Annotated in this window: 17 protein-coding genes, 2 tRNA genes and 1 pseudogene; 10 read left to right on the top strand and 10 right to left on the bottom strand. The window is 37.8% G+C overall.

The features are described 5' to 3' along the window. Positions 1-28 precede the first annotated feature (28 nt). Complete coding sequence (locus tag GO621_RS12950) at positions 29-964, top strand: cation diffusion facilitator family transporter (RefSeq protein ID WP_157567691.1); 936 nt, start codon at positions 29-31, stop codon at positions 962-964. Positions 965-982: 18 nt separating this feature from the next. Here GO621_RS12950 and GO621_RS12945 read toward each other — a convergent pair whose 3' ends face one another. The 3 genes from GO621_RS12945 to recR form a co-directional block, all read right to left on the bottom strand. Further along, positions 983-1,813 carry an MBL fold metallo-hydrolase gene (locus GO621_RS12945; RefSeq protein WP_157567689.1) on the bottom strand — a complete coding sequence of 277 codons (831 nt, stop codon included), beginning with the start codon at positions 1,811-1,813 and terminating at the stop codon, positions 983-985. 129 nt (positions 1,814-1,942) lie between these two features. Further along, complete coding sequence (locus tag GO621_RS12940; RefSeq protein ID WP_157567687.1) at positions 1,943-2,758, bottom strand: SDR family oxidoreductase; 816 nt, start codon at positions 2,756-2,758, stop codon at positions 1,943-1,945. Positions 2,759-2,867: 109 nt separating this feature from the next. Beyond that, on the bottom strand, positions 2,868-3,482 hold the full coding sequence (recR, locus tag GO621_RS12935) for a recombination mediator RecR (protein ID WP_157567685.1): 615 nt from the start codon (positions 3,480-3,482) through the stop codon (positions 2,868-2,870). 122 nt (positions 3,483-3,604) lie between these two features. Between recR and GO621_RS12930 the strand changes: the two genes are divergently transcribed. From GO621_RS12930 to GO621_RS12920, 3 genes are all read left to right on the top strand, one after another. Next, a complete protein-coding gene (locus tag GO621_RS12930; RefSeq protein ID WP_157567683.1) occupies positions 3,605-3,958 on the top strand; it encodes a four helix bundle protein in 354 nt (117 codons plus the stop codon). Between the two features lie 85 nt (positions 3,959-4,043). Beyond that, positions 4,044-5,528, top strand: coding sequence for a sodium:solute symporter (locus GO621_RS12925; RefSeq protein WP_157567681.1), 1,485 nt, complete (start codon positions 4,044-4,046; stop codon positions 5,526-5,528). Between the two features lie 28 nt (positions 5,529-5,556). Then, positions 5,557-6,264, top strand: coding sequence for an LOG family protein (locus GO621_RS12920; protein WP_157567890.1), 708 nt, complete (start codon positions 5,557-5,559; stop codon positions 6,262-6,264). Between the two features lie 82 nt (positions 6,265-6,346). On the opposite strand, the gene GO621_RS12915 is transcribed toward GO621_RS12920, so the two are convergent. From GO621_RS12915 to GO621_RS12900, 4 genes are all read right to left on the bottom strand, one after another. Next, the gene (locus tag GO621_RS12915; protein ID WP_157567679.1) at positions 6,347-6,949 is read right to left on the bottom strand and encodes a TlpA family protein disulfide reductase; all 603 of its coding nucleotides are present in this window, start codon (positions 6,947-6,949) and stop codon (positions 6,347-6,349) included. Between the two features lie 124 nt (positions 6,950-7,073). Beyond that, positions 7,074-9,026: a TlpA disulfide reductase family protein gene (locus tag GO621_RS12910; RefSeq protein WP_157567677.1), complete on the bottom strand. Its 1,953-nt coding sequence runs from the start codon at positions 9,024-9,026 to the stop codon at positions 7,074-7,076. Positions 9,027-9,107: 81 nt separating this feature from the next. Then, entirely contained in the window at positions 9,108-9,704 is a 597-nt protein-coding gene (locus GO621_RS12905; protein ID WP_157567675.1) for a DUF502 domain-containing protein, read from the bottom strand. A 12-nt stretch (positions 9,705-9,716) separates the two neighbouring features. Next, entirely contained in the window at positions 9,717-12,185 is a 2,469-nt protein-coding gene (locus tag GO621_RS12900) for a bifunctional UDP-N-acetylmuramoyl-tripeptide:D-alanyl-D-alanine ligase/alanine racemase (RefSeq protein WP_157567673.1), read from the bottom strand. Between the two features lie 56 nt (positions 12,186-12,241). Here GO621_RS12900 and GO621_RS12895 point away from each other — a divergent pair, with 56 nt between their 5' ends. The 3 genes from GO621_RS12895 to GO621_RS12885 all read left to right on the top strand — a co-directional run bounded on the left by GO621_RS12895 (position 12,242) and on the right by GO621_RS12885 (position 13,050). Continuing rightward, the gene (locus GO621_RS12895; RefSeq protein ID WP_157567671.1) at positions 12,242-12,727 is read left to right on the top strand and encodes a regulatory protein RecX; all 486 of its coding nucleotides are present in this window, start codon (positions 12,242-12,244) and stop codon (positions 12,725-12,727) included. A 69-nt stretch (positions 12,728-12,796) separates the two neighbouring features. Then, positions 12,797-12,869, top strand: a tRNA-Gly gene (locus tag GO621_RS12890). A gap of 96 nt (positions 12,870-12,965) precedes the next feature. Beyond that, positions 12,966-13,050, top strand: a tRNA-Leu gene (locus GO621_RS12885). A gap of 685 nt (positions 13,051-13,735) precedes the next feature. Here GO621_RS12885 and GO621_RS12880 read toward each other — a convergent pair. Further along, positions 13,736-15,025 (bottom strand): annotated as a pseudogene (locus GO621_RS12880) (MFS transporter). A 282-nt stretch (positions 15,026-15,307) separates the two neighbouring features. Between GO621_RS12880 and GO621_RS12875 the strand changes: the two are divergent. From GO621_RS12875 to GO621_RS12865, 3 genes are all read left to right on the top strand, one after another. Further along, positions 15,308-16,018 carry a DUF2278 family protein gene (locus GO621_RS12875; RefSeq protein ID WP_157567669.1) on the top strand — a complete coding sequence of 237 codons (711 nt, stop codon included), beginning with the start codon at positions 15,308-15,310 and terminating at the stop codon, positions 16,016-16,018. 73 nt (positions 16,019-16,091) lie between these two features. Continuing rightward, on the top strand, positions 16,092-16,376 hold the full coding sequence (locus tag GO621_RS12870; protein WP_157567667.1) for a hypothetical protein: 285 nt from the start codon (positions 16,092-16,094) through the stop codon (positions 16,374-16,376). A gap of 292 nt (positions 16,377-16,668) precedes the next feature. Then, positions 16,669-17,094, top strand: a complete 426-nt coding sequence (locus GO621_RS12865; RefSeq protein ID WP_157567665.1) for a secondary thiamine-phosphate synthase enzyme YjbQ — start codon at positions 16,669-16,671, stop codon at positions 17,092-17,094. Between the two features lie 48 nt (positions 17,095-17,142). Here the strand turns inward: GO621_RS12865 and GO621_RS12860 are convergent, their stop codons facing one another. Continuing rightward, positions 17,143-18,015, bottom strand: a complete 873-nt coding sequence (locus tag GO621_RS12860) for a YitT family protein (protein WP_157567663.1) — start codon at positions 18,013-18,015, stop codon at positions 17,143-17,145. Between the two features lie 7 nt (positions 18,016-18,022). After that, positions 18,023-18,601: an HD domain-containing protein gene (locus GO621_RS12855; protein ID WP_157567661.1), complete on the bottom strand. Its 579-nt coding sequence runs from the start codon at positions 18,599-18,601 to the stop codon at positions 18,023-18,025. Positions 18,602-18,796 lie beyond the last annotated feature (195 nt).

Genomic DNA, 18,796 nt, shown 5'->3' with positions numbered 1-18,796 from the left:
AGTGTGTTATTTTGCAGTAAAAATTGCTATGCACGCCCATTCCCATGATCATGCCGGGCATGATCATTCACACCACCATCATGCCCAACCTTTAACCCATGTAAATACTGCTTTTATCGTTGGTATTTCCATGAATTTTATTTTTGTAATTGTTGAAGCCATAGCCGGGCTTTATATCCACTCGGTTTCACTCCTTTCGGATGCCGGGCATAACCTGGCAGATGTAGCCGGATTAGGACTTTCGCTGCTTGCTTTCCGCTTGTTAAAAGTTAAATCCACTAACCAATATACTTATGGCTACCGTAAAACTTCCGTTCTGGTTGCTTTGTTCAATTCAGTTGTTCTGTTGTTGTCTATCGGCGCCATTGCTTACGAAGCAGTTTTACGTTTGATCCACCCGGAACCTTTACCCGGATTGACGATTGCTATTGTTGCCGGCATCGGTATTTTTATTAATGCCATTAGTGCCCTGATGTTTTTGCGCGATAAAGACAAAGACATGAATATTAAAAGTGCCTACCTACATTTAATGTTCGATGCGCTTGTTTCTTTTGGCCTGGTTGTAGGCGGTGTTATTATTTATTATACGCACTGGTTTTGGTTGGACAGTGTTCTAAGTATTGCTATTGTTTTGATCTTGATTTCGAGTACCTGGAACCTGCTTAAAGAAAGTTTTCGCTTATCTGTTGATGGCGTACCGGATGATATTGACATTGAGGACCTGCGGAAGATGGCGATAAAGATCCCGGGGGTTAAGGATTTGCACCACATCCATGTTTGGGCAATCAGTACCACAGAAAATGCTTTAACTGCGCATTTGGTTTTGGAAGATCAGGTGCAGGTTGCCGAAGAAAATAAGATCAAGCACCAACTGAAACACAATTTTGAACACCAAAAAATACAACACAGTACCCTGGAAACAGAACGGGAAAACGATGGTTGCAATACTACCCTTTGCGATTGATTTCCTGCAAATAAATCCTTAAAACAAAGATAATTGCATTTGTTCCCTTGCAACCTCTACCCTTTTTTGCTTCAAATTAGTACGAAACAAACCATTAATGTGATAAATTGCAGTTTCTGAATAACGCGAAGCCACGATAATTTCTGTTCCGTTTGCGTGTTCGTTAAACAGTTTTTGTACCAGTTCCGGACAATTATTATCTTTTGATAAATGCGATAATAACAGATGGCTTAAAAAAGGCGGACGATGAACGTTAAAAACTTCCAAAGCTTGAGCATTAGATAAATGCCCTTTACCTCCACGGATCCGTTGTTTTAGATGATATGGATAACGTCCCTTCATCAGCATTTCATCATCATAATTTGCCTCCATAAAAACAGCATTGCAATGTTTAAAATGAAGGATAAGTTGCTGACAAACAGAACCAATATCAGTAAAAACACCAACATTAATTCCGTTACATGAAACAACAAAACTATGTGGTTCGCAAGCGTCGTGATTTTTTGGAAAAGCTTTGACAGATAAGTTTCCAATTGCAACAGGTTCAAAAGCCTGAAAAGGTTTTGGTTGTTCCAGTTGCAAATTACCAAAATGTTGCGTAAGCGGGGTAATATAAACAGGCAATTTATATTTTTTAGAAAGCACTTCTAATCCGCGTATATGGTCCGAATGCTCATGCGAAATAAAAATTGCCTTTACTCTGCTCATTGGTAAAGCCAACCGTTTCATCCGTTTTTCGGTCTCTAAGCATGACATTCCGGCATCTATTAATACCGCTTCTTCCTCATTACCAATGTAATAGCAGTTACCGTTACTTCCCGAATTTAATGAAGCGATGAACAAAGACATGAAAGCAAAGTAACATGTTTTTAGCTGATTTTACTACTTCTTTTAGCAACCTAAAATTTAACTTTTATATTTTTTTTCTTTTAGCACTAATTTTTTATCGATAAAAGAAGCATCAGTTATTAAGTTACATTAACGCAGCAACGGATTTTTCTCTTTGCTAAACAGTTCATAAACCTTTTTATCTACAAATTTTGGAATAAATTTACTTAACAAAACTGTTAATTTTCCCTGACCAGTCATCACCAAAACACGTTCACGTTTTTCTATTCCATCTGCAATAATTCTGGCAACTTCTGCGGCTGTCATCATTTTTTCTTCTTCCATAGAAGTTTCGCCATGCGCCGTTCCGTCTTTTGATAAAGCAGTACTTCGGATGTTGGAAGCGGTAAATCCCGGACAAGCAGTCATCACATGCAAACCAGTTTTTAAATTTTCTACCCGTAAACTATCTAAAAAACCGTTCATCGCAAATTTGGAAGCCGAGTAACCCGTTCTGCCAGGCAAACCTTTAAAACCCGCAATCGAAGAAATGCCAACAATGCTTCCTTTTGATTTTAACAATTCTTCCATTGCATACTTGGTGCAGTAAACGGTGCCCCAGAAGTTTACGTCCATGAGGTTTTTCAAAACCACCAGATCCAAATCCTTAAACAAAGCGCGCATGGAAATACCAGCATTATTTATCAAAATATCGATACTTTTAAAAGTATGAATAGCCTGATGAATTAAAGCTTTACAATCTTCTTCTTTGCTTACATCGCATTGAACTGCTACTGCTTTTATGCCATATTTTTTTTCGAGGTTTTGGGCAATCTCACATAAAGTAACAAACTGCCTTGCGCCTAAAACAAGGTTTGCCCCGCGGGAAGCCATTTCGTTTGCCAAAGCTTCGCCAATGCCGGATGAAGCGCCTGTTATTACAACTGTTTTTCCTTTAAAACTCATGTAAAAATGTTTATATTGAATGTTATGTGCTTATAAGTTTATGCTTTTTGTCATTTTGATTGAAAGGAGAAATGACAACGCGATTTTTATGCCGATAAAAGAAGCATCACTATTTAATCGAACTTTCATACAAAACTCGTGTTGCAATAGAGCGGCCTAACGTAATTTCATCCACATATTCCAGTTCGCCGCCAAAAGCGATTCCGCGGGCAATGGTAGAAATTTTAAGCGGAAAATCTTTTAGTTTTTTGTTGAGGTAAAAAATAGTGGTATCGCCTTCCATCGTTGCACTTACGGCAAAAATCACTTCGGTTACTTCGGTATTTTTTATCCGTTCAATTAAAGAATCAATATTGAGGTCAGAAGGCCCAACGCCATCCATCGGCGAAATTAATCCGCCTAAAACGTGGTACAAGCCGTTGTACTGGCTGGTGTTTTCTATCGCCATTACATCGCGCGTATCTTCTACCAAACAGATTAACTGATGGTTACGGCGTGGAGAAGCACAGATTTCGCAAACTGCCTGATCGGAAATGTTATGACAGGCCTCGCAAAACTGAACTTCATTGCGCAACTTACTAATGGCATGGCTAAAACGCTCCACTTCCTCTTTGTCCTCGTCCAATAAATGCAGCACCAAACGAAGCGCAGTTTTTTGTCCGATTCCGGGAAGTTTTGCAAATTCGGCTACGGCGGTTTCCAGTAGCTTGGAAGAAAAGTTCATGGTGCGAAAATAAGAAAAAGTTGATGGTTTATAGGGAATGGATCATGGGTAATAGTTCATGGATAAAGCAGATAATCCGAATATGTTATTACATTTATTTTTTTGAATTAATTACGATCAATATGGCGTTTCGTTTTGAAGAATTGAACATTTGGAAAAAGGCAATGGATTTGAACGAGGCTGTTTTTCTGTTTAGTAAAACCTTACCAAAAGATGAACTTTTTGTACTTTCTTCGCAAATGAAAAGAGCATCAGATTCGGTAGTATTAAACATTGCCGAAGGATCAACCGGACAAACTAAAGCCTCTTTTAAATTATTTTTGAATTATTCTTTACGTTCTGCCATAGAAGTGGTAAGCTGTTTGTTTATTGCAAAAAGAAGAAGTTATATTGATGAAATACAATTTAAAACGCTTTACGAGGAACACGATGTGTTGGTAAAAATGATTACCAACATGAAAAAATCCTTAGATTAATCACTAATATATCCTCTATGAACAATAAACCAATTGCCATCAACTTCTTACTATGAACCATCAACCCAAAACCATCAACTAACTCATGGCTCCTGGAATTTTACTTGCTTTTATTATCGGATATTTTTTGGTGCTGATCCTGATTTCCTGGCTTACGTCGCGCAATTCGTCTGATAACGATACTTTTTTTGTGGCCAACCGAAATTCAAAATGGTATCTGGTTGCTTTCGGCATGATTGGTACAGCTTTAAGCGGCGTTACTTTTATTTCCGTTCCGGGAAAAGTGGGTGCGCCTTCCGGCGATCAGTTTGCTTATTTTCAGTTTGTTTTAGGTAATGCTGCCGGTTTTATAATCATTGCTACGGTTTTGCTGCCGCTTTATTACCGGCTTAAACTTACTTCTATTTACAGTTACATTGAAACTGCTTTAGGCACCTGGAGTTATAAAACGGCTGCTGGTATTTTCCTGATTAGCCGTACCATTGGTTCTTCTTTCCGATTATATCTTGTGGTGATCGTTTTACAAAAATTCATTTTCGATAGTTACCATGTTCCGTTTGCCGTAACCGTTATGATTTGTTTATTGCTGATCTGGAGTTATACCTTTAAAGGCGGATTAAAAACCATCATTATTACAGACAGTTTGCAAACACTTTTTCTGGTGAGTTCGGTGTTTTTATCCATCTTTTTTATTTGCCGAAGTTTGCATTTAAATGTTTTTGAAGCAGCCGAAACCATCAAAAACAGTAGTTATTCTAAAATCTTTTTCTGGAATGATCTCCTGTCCAGCAAACTCCATTTCAGCAAACAGTTTTTAGGCGGATTGTTTATTACTGTTGCCATGACGGGTTTGGACCAGGATTTAATGCAAAAAAACCTGAGCTGTAAAAACATCGGCGAAGCACAAAAAAACATGTTCAGCTTTACAGCCGTCTTCGTGCTCATCAATATTTTCTTTTTAAGCGTGGGCGCGTTACTCTATATTTATGCTGCTAAAAACAGCATCAGCGTAACCAAAACCGATTATTTGTATCCAACCATCGCTTTAAATTATTTAGGCGTTTTACCTGCTATTGTGTTTATGCTGGGTTTAACGGCTGCTACTTTTGCCACAACAGATTCGGCCTTAACGGCATTAACTACTTCTTTTTGCATTGATTTCCTCAACTTCAATAAAAAACAAAACACTAACAGTGCAAAAATGGTTAACGTACGCCACTGGGTACATATTGGTTTTTCGGTATTGCTGTTTTTAACCATCATAATTTTTAATAGCATTAATAATGATGCCGTTGTAAGTGCTATATTTAAAGTTGCCAGTTATACTTACGGACCGCTTTTGGGTTTATACAGCTTCGGACTTTTTGTAAAGCAGCAGCAGGTGAATGATAAGCTGGTTCCGTTTATTTGCCTGGTTAGCCCGCTGGTATGCTATTTTTTAAGTACTTCATCTAAAAATTTATTAGGTGGCTACGTTTTTGATAATGAATTGATCATTGTAAACGGTTTAATTACTTTTTTCGGGCTGATGATAACTTCACGCCGTAAAAGCCTTATGCCAACCGTTTAATTTAAATTTTTGTATTTTGAGTGATATTATGACAAGCGACGAAAAAATAAGACACGCTTTTGAAAACCGCAACTGGCACGAAATCAAGGTAACAGATTCGTGGCAGATTTTTAAAATTATGGCCGAGTTTGTAGATGGATTTGAAAAACTGGCCAAAATTGGGCCTTGTGTTTCCATCTTTGGCTCTGCCCGTACACATAACGAAAATCCATACTATCAATTAGCCGAAGAATGTGCCCGGTTATTAAGTGAAGCTGGTTACGGCGTTATTTCCGGTGGCGGCCCAGGCGTTATGGAAGCTGCCAACAAAGGCGCTTACGAAGCCGGAGGAAAATCGGTAGGACTGAATATTGAACTGCCATTTGAACAGTTTCATAACAAATACATCGACCGCGATAAATTACTGGAGTTTGATTATTTCTTTATCCGAAAAGTGATGTTCATGAAATATTCGCAAGGCTTTATTGTATTGCCCGGCGGTTTTGGAACGATGGATGAATCTTTTGAAGCTATTACTTTAATCCAAACTGGTAAAATTGCCCGTTTTCCCATTGTTTTTGTGGGTGTGGATTACTGGAAAGGTTTGTTTGAATGGATCGAAGAAAAAATGTTAGGCCAGGAAAAAAATATCAGTCCGGATGATTTGAACCTATATCGTGTAGTAGATACTGCCGATGAAGCGGTGGAACATATTTTCAGGTTCTATAACAAGTATGTTTTGAAACCGAACTTTTAAGAATAGTTTGTAATCTGTTTACAAAAAGCGTCATTGCAAGTTAACGCAATGACGCTTTTTTGTAAATACAATTTAATCTACACTACTTTGCTTTAGCAGTAGCGCCGGGAACCGCTGGTTTTTTAGCTTGTTCTACCATACCAGCTACATTATCAGCCAGCGCTTCAGCACTTTCGCCTGGCATAAAACCTATTTTTTCAAAACGAACAATTCCATCACGATCAATAATAAACTTTGTTGGAATACCAACGATCTTGTAATCTGTATAAAGCTTACTTTTTGTTCCGTCAGCAAAACGTTGATCAAATAATACATTAAAAGTATAATTGTTTTTAGCGATAAAATCACGTACTAATTGTTTATAGTTTTCAGTTTTCTCGCGTGTATCGACAAAAAGAAAAACCACATCCTTATCATCTTTGTAACGGTTTACTGCCTGCTGCATGCCAGGAAACGAGGCTTTACAAGGCCCACACCAGGTAGCCCAGAAATCAACTACAACTACCTTTCCCTTACAGTCGGCTAACGAAACCGTTTTTCCGTTCATATCTTCTAAAGCGAATGCAGGTGCCGGTTGATTGGTAATGTATTCAAATTTCGGCGCAGGAGTTGTACTTTGCGAGTGTCCGTTTAACCCGCTTAACAAAAGCGCTGCAACTGCAACCGACTTAAGATATTGTTTCATGCTATTCGTTTGTTTTTTAAAGAATTAATTAAAGTTGAATATAGTTAAAATTGTGTTGATAAAAGAAGCAATATTATTTTATGCTTTTTATGCTTTGCTTCTTTTATCAGCATGAAATTGTACTTTATTTAAGCATGCTTACTTTTTCTGGTTTAGTTAAATCCGCTTCAGATACAAGTTCAATCATGGAAGAAACTTCATCTTTTATACTTTCTGCCGTTCCTTCAAAACCTACTTTTTTAAAGCGGATGTTTCCGTTTTTATCCAATACAAATTTGGTTGGAATGCCATCTACACCAAAAGCACTAACTACTTTTGATTGGCGGTTATCATCTCCTTTCTCATCCATTAAAACATTAAAAGTGTAATGCTTATCAGCAATAAACTTTTTAACGCCTGGTAAATAACCATCGCTGTTTTCCCAGGTATCAATAAATAAAAACTCCACGTTTGGATTGTCTTTGTATTTATTTACCGCTAATTGCATCCCGGGAAAAGATGCTTTGCACGGACCGCACCAGGTTGCCCAAAAATCAATTACCACAACTTTGCCTTTTAAACTGGCTAACGAAACAGTATTGCCATCAAAATCTTTTAACGCAAAAACAGGTGCGGGTTTATTTATCATCTCTTTAGCAAGTTTTTCTCTGGCTGCATTTGCAGCAGCATTTTTTAAGGAAGCAAAATACTGATCGTAACCGGTATCAGAACCTTTTGCTTTTATGTACATTGCCTTTAAATCAGCATTCATACTTTCAGAGCTTTTACCGTTTTTGATGGCCGTTTCTATTACCTGTTTTGCCTTTTGTTCTTCTCCTGCTGCTTTTAAAATCAGTGCGAAATGCTCATCAACGTCAGCATCGTTTCCTTTTGATTTTTCATAAACGGGCTGCTCGTAGCTTAACGCTTCTTTAAATTTGTTTTGTTTGAATAAGATGAAGGCGTACGTGTCAGCGTACGTGTCATAAGAAAATTCATAATCTTGTTTCAACATCTTTGGTGATCTTAATGCTTTCTGACCAGGATTAATAATTTGTTGTTTTGTTAAATCTAAAGATTGTTTAGATATTGTTGCTGCCTCCTCTAAATGCTTTCCGTTTTCAACCCAGCCAGAGGCAACGTTGTTTAAACCTGAAGCTAAATTGGATTTGTCTTTTATCTGATTTTCCCAACGCTTATAATCATCTATCTTTCCTTGTCGCAAATATGTTCCTGCTAATTGCATTCGAAAGTTATCCTGAACTGTTTTCTTTTCGGTTGTGCTTTCGGGAAATTTCTTTATATAGTCATAATATAAAGCTTCCTTTTTAACCAAATCTTTCTCATTGTTAAAAGCAGTAGCCAATTCCTTGCTTGTAAATTCGCCATTAGGATACTTTGATTTAATTATTGAAGTTAATGAATCGGCAGTTGGCTTTTTGTTAATTATATTAAGAAGAGTAATTGCTAAAAGTAAATCTTTTTCCTGATCACTTTTTATTAACGAGTTTAATTCCTTATTAAGAGAATTTGCGAATTCAGGATTTGTACTCATGCCCAAAAGAGAGTAATAATCTGCTTTGTATTCATTTTTAATCTCAGGATAAAGCTGAAATTCTTTACTGTATAGCAAGAACGCTTCGTTTTTATCCGTTTTGATTTTGGCAAAATCCTGTCCGATACCAGTAAACAATACAAATGCTTTAGAAGCATAAGCACCGGAAACAGGTTTTTTATCTTTGTAAACCATGTATAAATAACCTTTTTCCTGATTATCGTCTACAAATTCATCTTTGCTGATTTTTATAAAAAAAGCTTTTGCTGTATTTGGAACGATAAAATCACCTTTTAACAATTTCCCCTTTGGTTTTAGGTCGATATCTGCTACGGGATAATCTTTATTGTCGAAAAAATAAACAGCAGCATTCAGGTTGCTTTTATCTTGTAAAACTGTTCCTGTTGGATTATAAGTAACCGTAATTTTTTTACCGATAGAAGGATAAGTTTCAGATAGTTTTAAATGAGTATTTGGTTGCGAAAAAGCAGTTTGCAGCGTTAAAATTCCGAGTAATGCTATGATTGACAACAGATTTTTCATTTCAACTAATTTTTTAGGAAATATAGAAAATGTACAGCAATTAAAAAAAAGAAACTGATGCTTCTTTTACCGATAAAAAATTTACTCCAAATGGCTTACACCGCCAGAAACCACAAACTTCATCATATCTGCCGCACTTTTATCAATTGGTTTAACACGGCTGGCCGGAACAATCACCAACTGCCCCGTAAAAGAATAAGAAAACGGAAAGTAAACCGCTACATCTTCCGGCAAACCAATAACATTTAAATCTTTATGGGTTACAAATCCAATCCGTTTTAACCCAAATTCGTCCATCGTAACCAAAACTGGTTCGTTAAATTTTTTCTCCTCTCCTACAAAAGCTTCCGTTAAATCTTTTACAGAAGTATATACAAAATTAAACAAAGGCAAACGGTGAAATAAGCGCGAAAACCAATTGTAAATAGGTTCGGTAATCAGGTTGGTAACAATTACGCCGGCCAGCATAATCACCACAATAATAGTCAGGATACCCAAGCCAGGAATGTAAACAGGCTTTCCCGTTTTAGGATCGGTAATGATCAGGTCGCTGAGATTGAGCGATTTATCAATGGAAGTAAAAATCCATACAATCAGGAAAATAGCAGCGCCAATAGGCACTACAATCAGCACTCCTTTAATAAAATAATTAATTAACGCCCTGAAAATACGGTTCATCTTCCTTGTTGCTTACTCGTAATAATATACTCTTTTTACCCGCTGCGAAATGTTGGTTAGGATTTCATAAGGAATTGTCCCTGCCTGCGCGGCAAGCGTTTCTATCCGAAGTTCCTCATTAAAAACAATTACTTCGTCATCTTCCTGCACTTCAATATCGCTTACATCCAGCATACACATATCCATAGAAACATGGCCGATTGTTGGTGCATATTTGCCATTGATCAGCATTTTTCCGTTACCGTTGCCAAAAACACGAAGGTAACCATCGGCATAACCAATTCTTACTGTTGCAATTTTGCCGTCTTTTTCCAGCATGTCGTTCCGGCCATAGCCTATTGTTTCTCCGGCTTTTACTTTTTTAAGCTGAGAAATACTGGTTTTTAAAGTAGCAACCGGTTGTAAAAAATTATTTTCCTGATCGATAGCCGTATCAATTCCGTACAAACCAATACCCAAACGAACCATATCCAACTGCATTTCGGGCCATCGGCTGATAGCAGAAGTATTAGAAATATGTTTGATAAAAGTATAACCCAGCGCTTTTTCCAGTTGGCTGCATACCTTTTTAAAAGTATTAAACTGCTGAAATGTAAAATCATCATGCTCGGCCGAACCACTGGCAGCTAAATGCGAAAATACCGATTTTACTTTTAATTGCGGATTGTTTTTGAGCAACTGGCACAATTGCGCCACTTCGTAAAACTCAAAACCCAAACGGTGCATACCGGTATCAATTTTTAGATGGACAGGAAAAGAACTAATCGATTTTTCGTTGATAAAAACAGCAAGTTTTTCAAGCAAATTAAAGCTGTAAATTTCCGGTTCTAACTGATACTTAGTTAGTTCTTCAAATGCCGTTACTTCCGGGTTTAAAACCATTATCGGTAACGTAATTCCTGCATTTCGTAACGCAACGCCTTCATCAACATAAGCAACCGCCAGGAAGTCAACCGTGTTAAATTGTAAAATTCCGGCAATTTCAAAACTTCCGCTTCCGTAAGAAAAGGCTTTTACCATTGCCATTAATTTTACGCCCGGTTTTAAAATAGATTTATAATAGTTGAGGTTGTGTTGAAGCGCGTTTAAATTAATTTCCAAAATTGTTTCGTGCGTTTTTTGAGATAAAACCCGGCTGATCCGTTCAAACTCAAAGTTGCGCGATCCTTTTAACAGAATGGTTTCATCTTTAAATTGAAGTGCAGGCAACTGCTTTAATAAACTATCCGTATCTTCAAAAAACTGCTTTTCCGGCGTTTGGAAAAAAGTTTGGTTTTCTGAAATCTCCTTTCCTACACCAATTAGTTTATCTATTTTATTTTGCTTGATCAAATCAGCAACCTGCTTGTAAAGCTCACTGCTTTTTAAGCCCGACTGGTAAATGTCCGACAGAATTAAAGTTTTCTTCGGATGCTGTTTTTGCCGCTCTAAAAAGTTTAAAGCAATTTCAAGTGAGTTAATATCAGAGTTGTAAGAATCATCAATAATGGAACAATTGTGCGTACCATTTTTTAATTCCAGTCGCATACTTACGGCATTCAGCGTTTCCATTCGCTGGCTTACAGTTGCTGTATCTGCGCCTAAAGCAAGCATTGTTCCCCAGCAAAGCAAGGCGTTTTCTATAGAAGCTTCGTCAGTAAACGGAATGCAGCAATTCAATTCTTTTTGCTGATAAAGGGCCTGAAACTTAGTTTTTCCTGATATCGTTTTCCAATCAAAAACAAAAAGATCGGCCTGTTCTGATTTTCTGCTGATGGTAAACGATTTTAAAACGTTTAGTTGCTCAGAAATTTCTTCCGGTGCCTGGTCCTGGTTGTAAACCAGTAAATGCACGTTTTTGAACAACTTTAATTTTTCGCCAAGCTTTTGTTTACGGCTACTAAAACCTTCATCATGGGCGGCAGCGAAATGTGTAAACACACCAATTGTTGGTTTAATCATTGCTTCCAAACGTTCCATTTCTCCGGGCAAAGAAATGCCAGCTTCAAAAATGCCGATTTCATTTTGTGCATCAATCTGCCATAAAGAAAGCGGAACACCTGTTTGCGAGTTGTAACTTTTAGGGCTTCGGACCACATTTTTATCCGGTGAAAGCAATTGGTACAGCCATTCTTTTACCACTGTTTTTCCGTTGCTGCCAGTTACCGCAATTACTTCCAAATTGAACTTGCTGCGATGATATGCCGCCAATTGTTGCAAAGCAGGCAATACTTCTTTTACCAGCAAAAAATTAGCATTGCCGAGTTCAGGTGGAATTTGATAATCTTCCTTCACTACAAAACTAAAAACACAGGCAGCGTATAATTCGGGGATAAAATCGTGTCCGTTACGGTTACCTTCCAAAGCAAAAAACAAGGATTTGCTGGCGTTAGTAATGCGCCGACTGTCCGTTAGTAAATGTTCGATGGTTACTTCGCGGGCGATGCTTCTTTTAGCACCTAAAATTTCGCTTATTGCTGTTAAAGAGTACTTGCCGGGCATGCTGCGAATTTGAAGATATTTCTGTCAATAGAAGAATTTTAACGATTTTTGGGCAGATGGAATCTGAAGACCGAAAACCTAAAATACCCGACCCCAAAACAGCACAGCAAAAAGCGGAGAAATATTGCGTTTACCAGGAACGCGCCCAGCAGGAAGTGCGCGAGAAACTATATAGCTGGGGTTTGCACCAGCGCGATGCTGAAAATATTATTTCTGAACTCATCAGCAATAACTTTTTAAGCGAAGAACGTTTTGCAAATGCTTATGCTTTGGGAAAGTTCCGGCAGAAAGGTTGGGGGAAAATTAAGATTAACCAAGCGCTAAAACTGAAAAGAGTACCCGAAGGCTTAATTAAAAAAGCTTTGAAGCAAATAGATTTGGATGATTATTTATTGAAGTTGAAAGGGATTTTGGAGAAAAAGGACGCTTTGCTGAAAGAAAAAGATGCTTATAAACGAAGCTATCAGCTAAAACAGTATGCTTTTGGCAAAGGTTATGAAGGAGATTTGGTAGCTGAAGTTTTGAAAGCCAACGACTTATAAAAAACTTGAAAAAATATGTTGCGAAACCCTTGCGGATTTTTTGAATCTGTATATATTTGCAACCGCAATGCGAAAGTAGCTCAGTTGGTAGAGCGCAACCTTGCCAAGGTTGAGGTCGCGAGTTCGAACCTCGTCTTTCGCTCTTAGCCTAACAAGCCTAACCCTAAATCCCTCTCCAAAAGAGAGGGACTTTTTTTAGAGAGGACTTTTAGTTTGAAGCTAATATGGTTAATCACCTGCCTGGGTGGTGGAACTGGTAGACACGCAGGACTTAAAATCCTGTTCCCGTTAAAGGAGTGCGGGTTCGATTCCCGCCCCAGGTACTGCATGGGAAAGACATGGTAAATCACAGTCTTTCCCGTCTTTTTTTTGTCTTAAGTTACTGTTATAATAATAAGGGCCACTTCAATCAGCCGCTTGGTTCGATATTCTTTCCAGTCTCATCTCATTTTAACGATATTTCAAATTAGTTGCCCTTTTAGTCAAAACGTCCCCTCTCCATACATGTTTTGAGTGGCCTGTTTCCGTAGGCGCATCAGTTAATGCAGAAGTAACGGGGAAGTGCCGAAAGCTTTAAAACTAAAACCATTATTAATCCCGGAAACAGTGTGCCTGCTGGTGCAGTTCGGCGTATAAAGTTTCTTCTTTTTTTCATGATGATTGATATTAGGCTAAATCTATCAAATATCTAAGCAGTCACTGCATACTTGTGTTTACTACTGTTTATTGGCTATATAAAAATAGCTGATCAACTTCTCTGGAAAAATTAGATTTACTACTAATTATTTCCGGTATTGATAAGTGAGTAGTAAACTTACGGGTATGTTTGTGGTTTTACTTTACTGCTATGGGATTAGCAGCTGGCTTTGGCATTTATAGGGTAGCATAGCAAGTATTCGTTTAATCATTGTCATCTATCTTACTTGGGTTTCGGTTTTTTTACCCTTCTGCTACTGGTCGTTTATGATTAAATTTTATTTAGCTAACTGTTGTTTAAGATAAGAACTTTTAATCAATCTTGGAATGCTTCTTGGTATCGCTCATGGACAGGTACATTACTAATGATATGAATATGCAGGTTGTTGCATACCAATAAAACCATCCCTGATGTCCGTTATTTTTAAATTGAAGTGCTATATATTCTGCCGATCCTCCAAAAATTGATACAGCAATAGCATAAGGAAAGCCAACCCCAAGCGCCCGGATATTTGCCGGAAAAAGCTCGGCCTTGACTACTGCATTGATGGATGTATAGCCGCTGGTTATAACCAGGGCTATCATAATTAATAAAAAAACAGTTTCAAAGCTTTTGGTATGGCTAAGCCCTGATAAAATTGGAACGGTAAACAAAGTACCGAATGCCCCAAAGGCTATTAGCAAAGGTTTACGGCCAAGCCTGTCTGACAGATAACCAAACAGGGGTTGTACCAACATAAAAACAACCAGGGTGAGTATAGATATTAAGGTAGCAGTAGCATTGCTAAACCCGGAAGTGTTTACCAAAAACTTTTGCATATAGGTAGTGAAAGTATAAAAAGCCACAGTTCCGCCAATGGTTAAGCCTATTACCGTAAAAACTGCTTTAGAGTGTTGGGCCAGTTCCTTTAAGCTTCCCCGTGTTGCAGACAGTGTTTTTTCATCATTAAAGGTTACAGATTCCTGCAAATTACGCCTTAAATACATTACGGTTATGGCAAGTACTGCACCAATACCAAATGGAATGCGCCAGCCTCAGTCGTGCAATTGCTGCTCGTTTAAAAAAACATGCTGCAAAGCTATCAATACAGCCAGGGCAATTAACTGTCCCATAATTAACGTTACATACTGAAAGCTGGAGTAAAACCCACGGTGATTTTTGGTAGCCATCTCACTTAAATAAGTCGCACTGGTACCATATTCGCCTCCCACACTTAGGCCTTGTACCATTCGGGCAAGTACCAAAACAATCGGGGCAGCAATACCGATTTGCCCGTAACTTGGAACAATAGCAATCAGAAGCGAACCCATACTCATTAACATCACCGATAAGGTAAGGGCTTTTTTGCGGCCTTTTTTATCGGCATAAGTTCCCATTAACCAGCCTCCGACAGGACGCATTAAAAAGCCGATGGCAAATATGCCCGACGTATTTAATAGCTGTGCAAGTTGATCACCTTTCGGAAAAAAAGACCCCGCGAAATATAAAGAGAAAGCAGAGTAAACATACCAATCGTACCACTCTACCAAATTACCTAAAGAACCACCAATAATAGATTTAATGCGGTCGGCGGTAATTACTGGAAAGGCTTGTTGTGGCATAAGGGCAATTAACAACTTTTAAATTAAATATTAGAACAATTGAAATTCAATTGGAAGATGTAGGTGGTTTAAGAAACAGGTTAAAGCTATGTTTTCGGATAAGTTGAAACTGGATTTTTTGTGTACACACCTGGTGCAATTTTTGTTTCAACCTTTTGATATAAAACTGCACTTCTAATAATACATAAAGGTTTATAACCAAAAAAATATGTTAAACACTACATTTTGTAAAAGCATTACTTTGGAATTAAAAAAGACACTTACTTTTACTAAAAAAACTTTATGCCAGTCAATTACGGAGTTTTACGGGGAAAAATAACCGATGCCATTCCTTATAATTCTGGTACAGATCATTACCAGATTATTGTTCAGGCAGATCAGCCATACCGCATAGCTGTAGACGTTTATTCTAAGTTTGCCGGTCAAAGTATTGCTTACGCGCCCGATGGCAATACGGTATTAGATACCGACAGGATGGTGATGTATTACAAGGATGAAAATTATAAACATCCTGTTATTAACAGCATATTGAAATGCAAGCAGGGTTTTACCCTTAAAGCTGCCATGCTGCCTTCCATTTGTTTAGATTATGTACATTTTAACCCGCCTCTTTTTCCTTTAAATTTAATGAAAGTGGTGAAACCAAAAAGTGATAATTCGGCAGGCGAAAATCTAAACGGCGACATTGACCCCTGGGTGCAACAGGCAAAAAACAACCCGAATGCAGAAGTTTTTGCTTTTGGTTCGGGATGGAATGATGCACTTGCAGGAAGCAGGCCTGATAACCGTTTTTATTTCAGCCCAAATCCTTCGGTAGGCGTTCACGATATACACATGAACCAGGGCGATACCGGAAATGAGAAAAAAAACAACGGAAGTAAACAGGACGGTGCTCTTTTTATCTACTTTAAAAATACTAATAAATGGGTGGCCATGTTTTTCAGGTTTCAAAATCAAAGCATCCACACAGATGCTAACGGGAACCCGGTTTAGTTGGAGGTGAATTTTTAAGCCGAAAAAACAAACAGGTAAATGGTTTTGTTAGTTGAAACAAAAAAACAAAACCATGAGTACATCAGCCACCACCCACGACCATAAGAAAATACAGAAATGGGCCGAAGAACGCGAAGGTGTTCCGTCTAAAATTAAAAATACCGGTAAAGAGGAAGACAGCGGCGTAATCAGGATACATTTTCCTAAACACAGCGATGCTGACGATCGGTTTGAAGAAATTAGCTGGGAAGATTTTTTTAAGAACTTTGATAAAAATAACCTTGATTTATTATATCAGGATAAAAAAGCAGACGGTGAAATAAGCACGTTTCACAAGTTTGTTGAAAGAAAAAAATAGCAGTTTTGTCCAAAATTGTAACTTGTAAAAGTGCAATGTAATTACAAGTTGAAGTACAATGCTTCTTTTATCACCCAAAAATTTGCAAGGCTTTTGTCTTTTAGTTTACAAGATAAAGTATTTAAAATTTGTGTGATAAAAGAAGCATTCGTAATTTAACAAGTAAGTTTAAAGCAAATACTTATTTAATTTCCTGATCGATATTCTTGTTTACCAACTTGCAATCCCACAAAAAAAGTTTTTTATTTTATAGGGATAACTGATACTTCTTTTATCACCTAAAAATTTAGCTATGTTTAAAATATACCAGCAAATGCTGCAACTTAGAGAAAGAAAAAGAGGTTTCCACCTCGTTACTTCCGAAATCATAAACGCATTGCCTCAAATTGCTGAGATTAAAACTGGTATTTTTCAGGTTTTTATTCAGCATACATCCGCTTCTTTAAGCATTAATGAAAATGCAGACCCAACTGTAAGAAAAGATTTTGAGATGTATTTTAATAAAGCGGTTCCGGAAGATGATCCCAATTATTCGCACAATGATGAAGGATCAGACGATATGCCTGCACATTTAAAAGCAGCAATGTTAGGAAGTTCGGTAACAATTCCAATCCGCAATGGAAGGTTAGCTTTAGGAACTTGGCAAGGCATTTATTTATGCGAGCACCGGAATTACGGCGGAAGAAGAAACTTAGTAATTACGGCCTGGGGAGAATAAGATTTTTAGCCGATAAAAACAGCATTGACAATAGTTACAGCAATAAATTTAATGTTCTCTTACCCTTCTTTTGAGCACGCCGCCTGCTGCTTCTTTAATGGTGCTGGTAAATATAAAAGCTTTCGGGTCGATGGCATGCACCATGTTTCTTAACCGCCTCACTTCTAAACGGGTAACTACGGTAAAAACAATATCACAATCCTGGCTGATGTCAAAACTGTTTTTTAAGAAGCCGCGTTCGCCCTTATAAATCGTTATGCCACGGCCTAATTCCATCACTAATTTTTCTTTAATAGGCTGGCTTTCTCCGGAAATAATGGTCACACCAGTATATTCCTCCAAACCTTCTATCACAAAACTAATGGTTTTAGAAGCCGTGTAATAAGTTAAAATCGAATACAAAGCCGTTGGCAAACCCAGCTCAATGGCAGCAATCAGGAAGATGATAATGTTGATCCCTAATATAATCTCGCTGATGGTAAAACTTATCCGGCGGTTGGTGTATAAGGCAAGCACTTCTATCCCATCCAAGGCACAACCGCCGCGAATGGCCAAACCAACGCCAATCCCCATAAAAACACCGCCAAAAATAGAAACCAGCAATTTATCGGAAGTAACCGGCGGATAATTGATAAAAGCCAGGCAAAGCCCAAGGCCAATAACAGCCGCAAGCGTACGTAAAGCAAAAGTGCGGTTAACCTGATAAGCGCCCATAATAATAAGCGGCAAATTAGCGAGTACAATTACATAAGCGATATTAACATGATAGAGTTCATGGATGAGCAGGGAAATACCAGTTACGCCACCATCAAAAAACTGGTTCGGGATCAAAAAGCTTTTTAAAGCAAAACCGCAAAATAAAATACCGGCGATAGTAGATAAAGTATCTCTTACGGTGTGTGAAAATGGGATACTTTTCATGAAAGGGTTATCTTATTTTTGATTTAACAAGCGCTAAATGTTCTTCTTTTTTATTTTTTCTGAGTTTGATAGCCGTTTCTGTAAAATAGTGATGGCTTTCTAAAAATCTAACTTGCAAACGGTTCCATTCATCCTCGGTACTGATGAAGCCGAAGATAGAAAGTTCGTTAAACAGTTTATCGCCAATACTAAAAAAATCATCACGGCCTAAATAATCCAAGTCGGCATCGGCTAAAATTTCTTCCAGATGGTTTTTGGGCGATTGCGGTATTTTTGTCGCCATAATCATTCCGCATATTCTTTCAATTTTTTCAGGCGGATAATCAAATCGTGGCAGGTTTTCTTTGGCAATCCGGCAAGATTCTTCTTCGTGGTCTTTCGCTCCTTTTAAAAAGCCGGAATCATGGTACCAGGCAGCAGTAAGCAGCAGTTTCATTTCCTCGTCAGAAATTTTTTCCTGTTCCCCGATTAATTTTGCTGCGTCACAAACATCCAGAATATGTTCTACGCTATGGTAAGATAAACGCTTGGGCAACTCTTTACTTAGCTTGTTTAAAATAAATTTACCCGCGTTTTCAAACTGCATATTCTACTCATAATTAGAATGCTAAGATATTAATATGTTTTGTTTTGTAAAATGAATGAAACAGGATTGATTTAATTTTCGAAGGAATTATTGGTTCAAACCTTCAAACTACAAAGTTGGATACTTCTTTTACCGCCTAAAAATTGTGGTTTTAAAACTGATAGTCCTTCTCCAAAAGCAATAATTTTTTTTGAT

The organism is Mucilaginibacter arboris, from assembly GCF_009754915.1.
GTDB classification, from domain to species: Bacteria; Bacteroidota; Bacteroidia; order Sphingobacteriales; family Sphingobacteriaceae; genus Mucilaginibacter_A; species Mucilaginibacter_A arboris.
The sequence above is the reverse complement of the archived record's forward strand: the minus strand, read 5'-3'. Positions and strand labels throughout refer to the sequence as shown.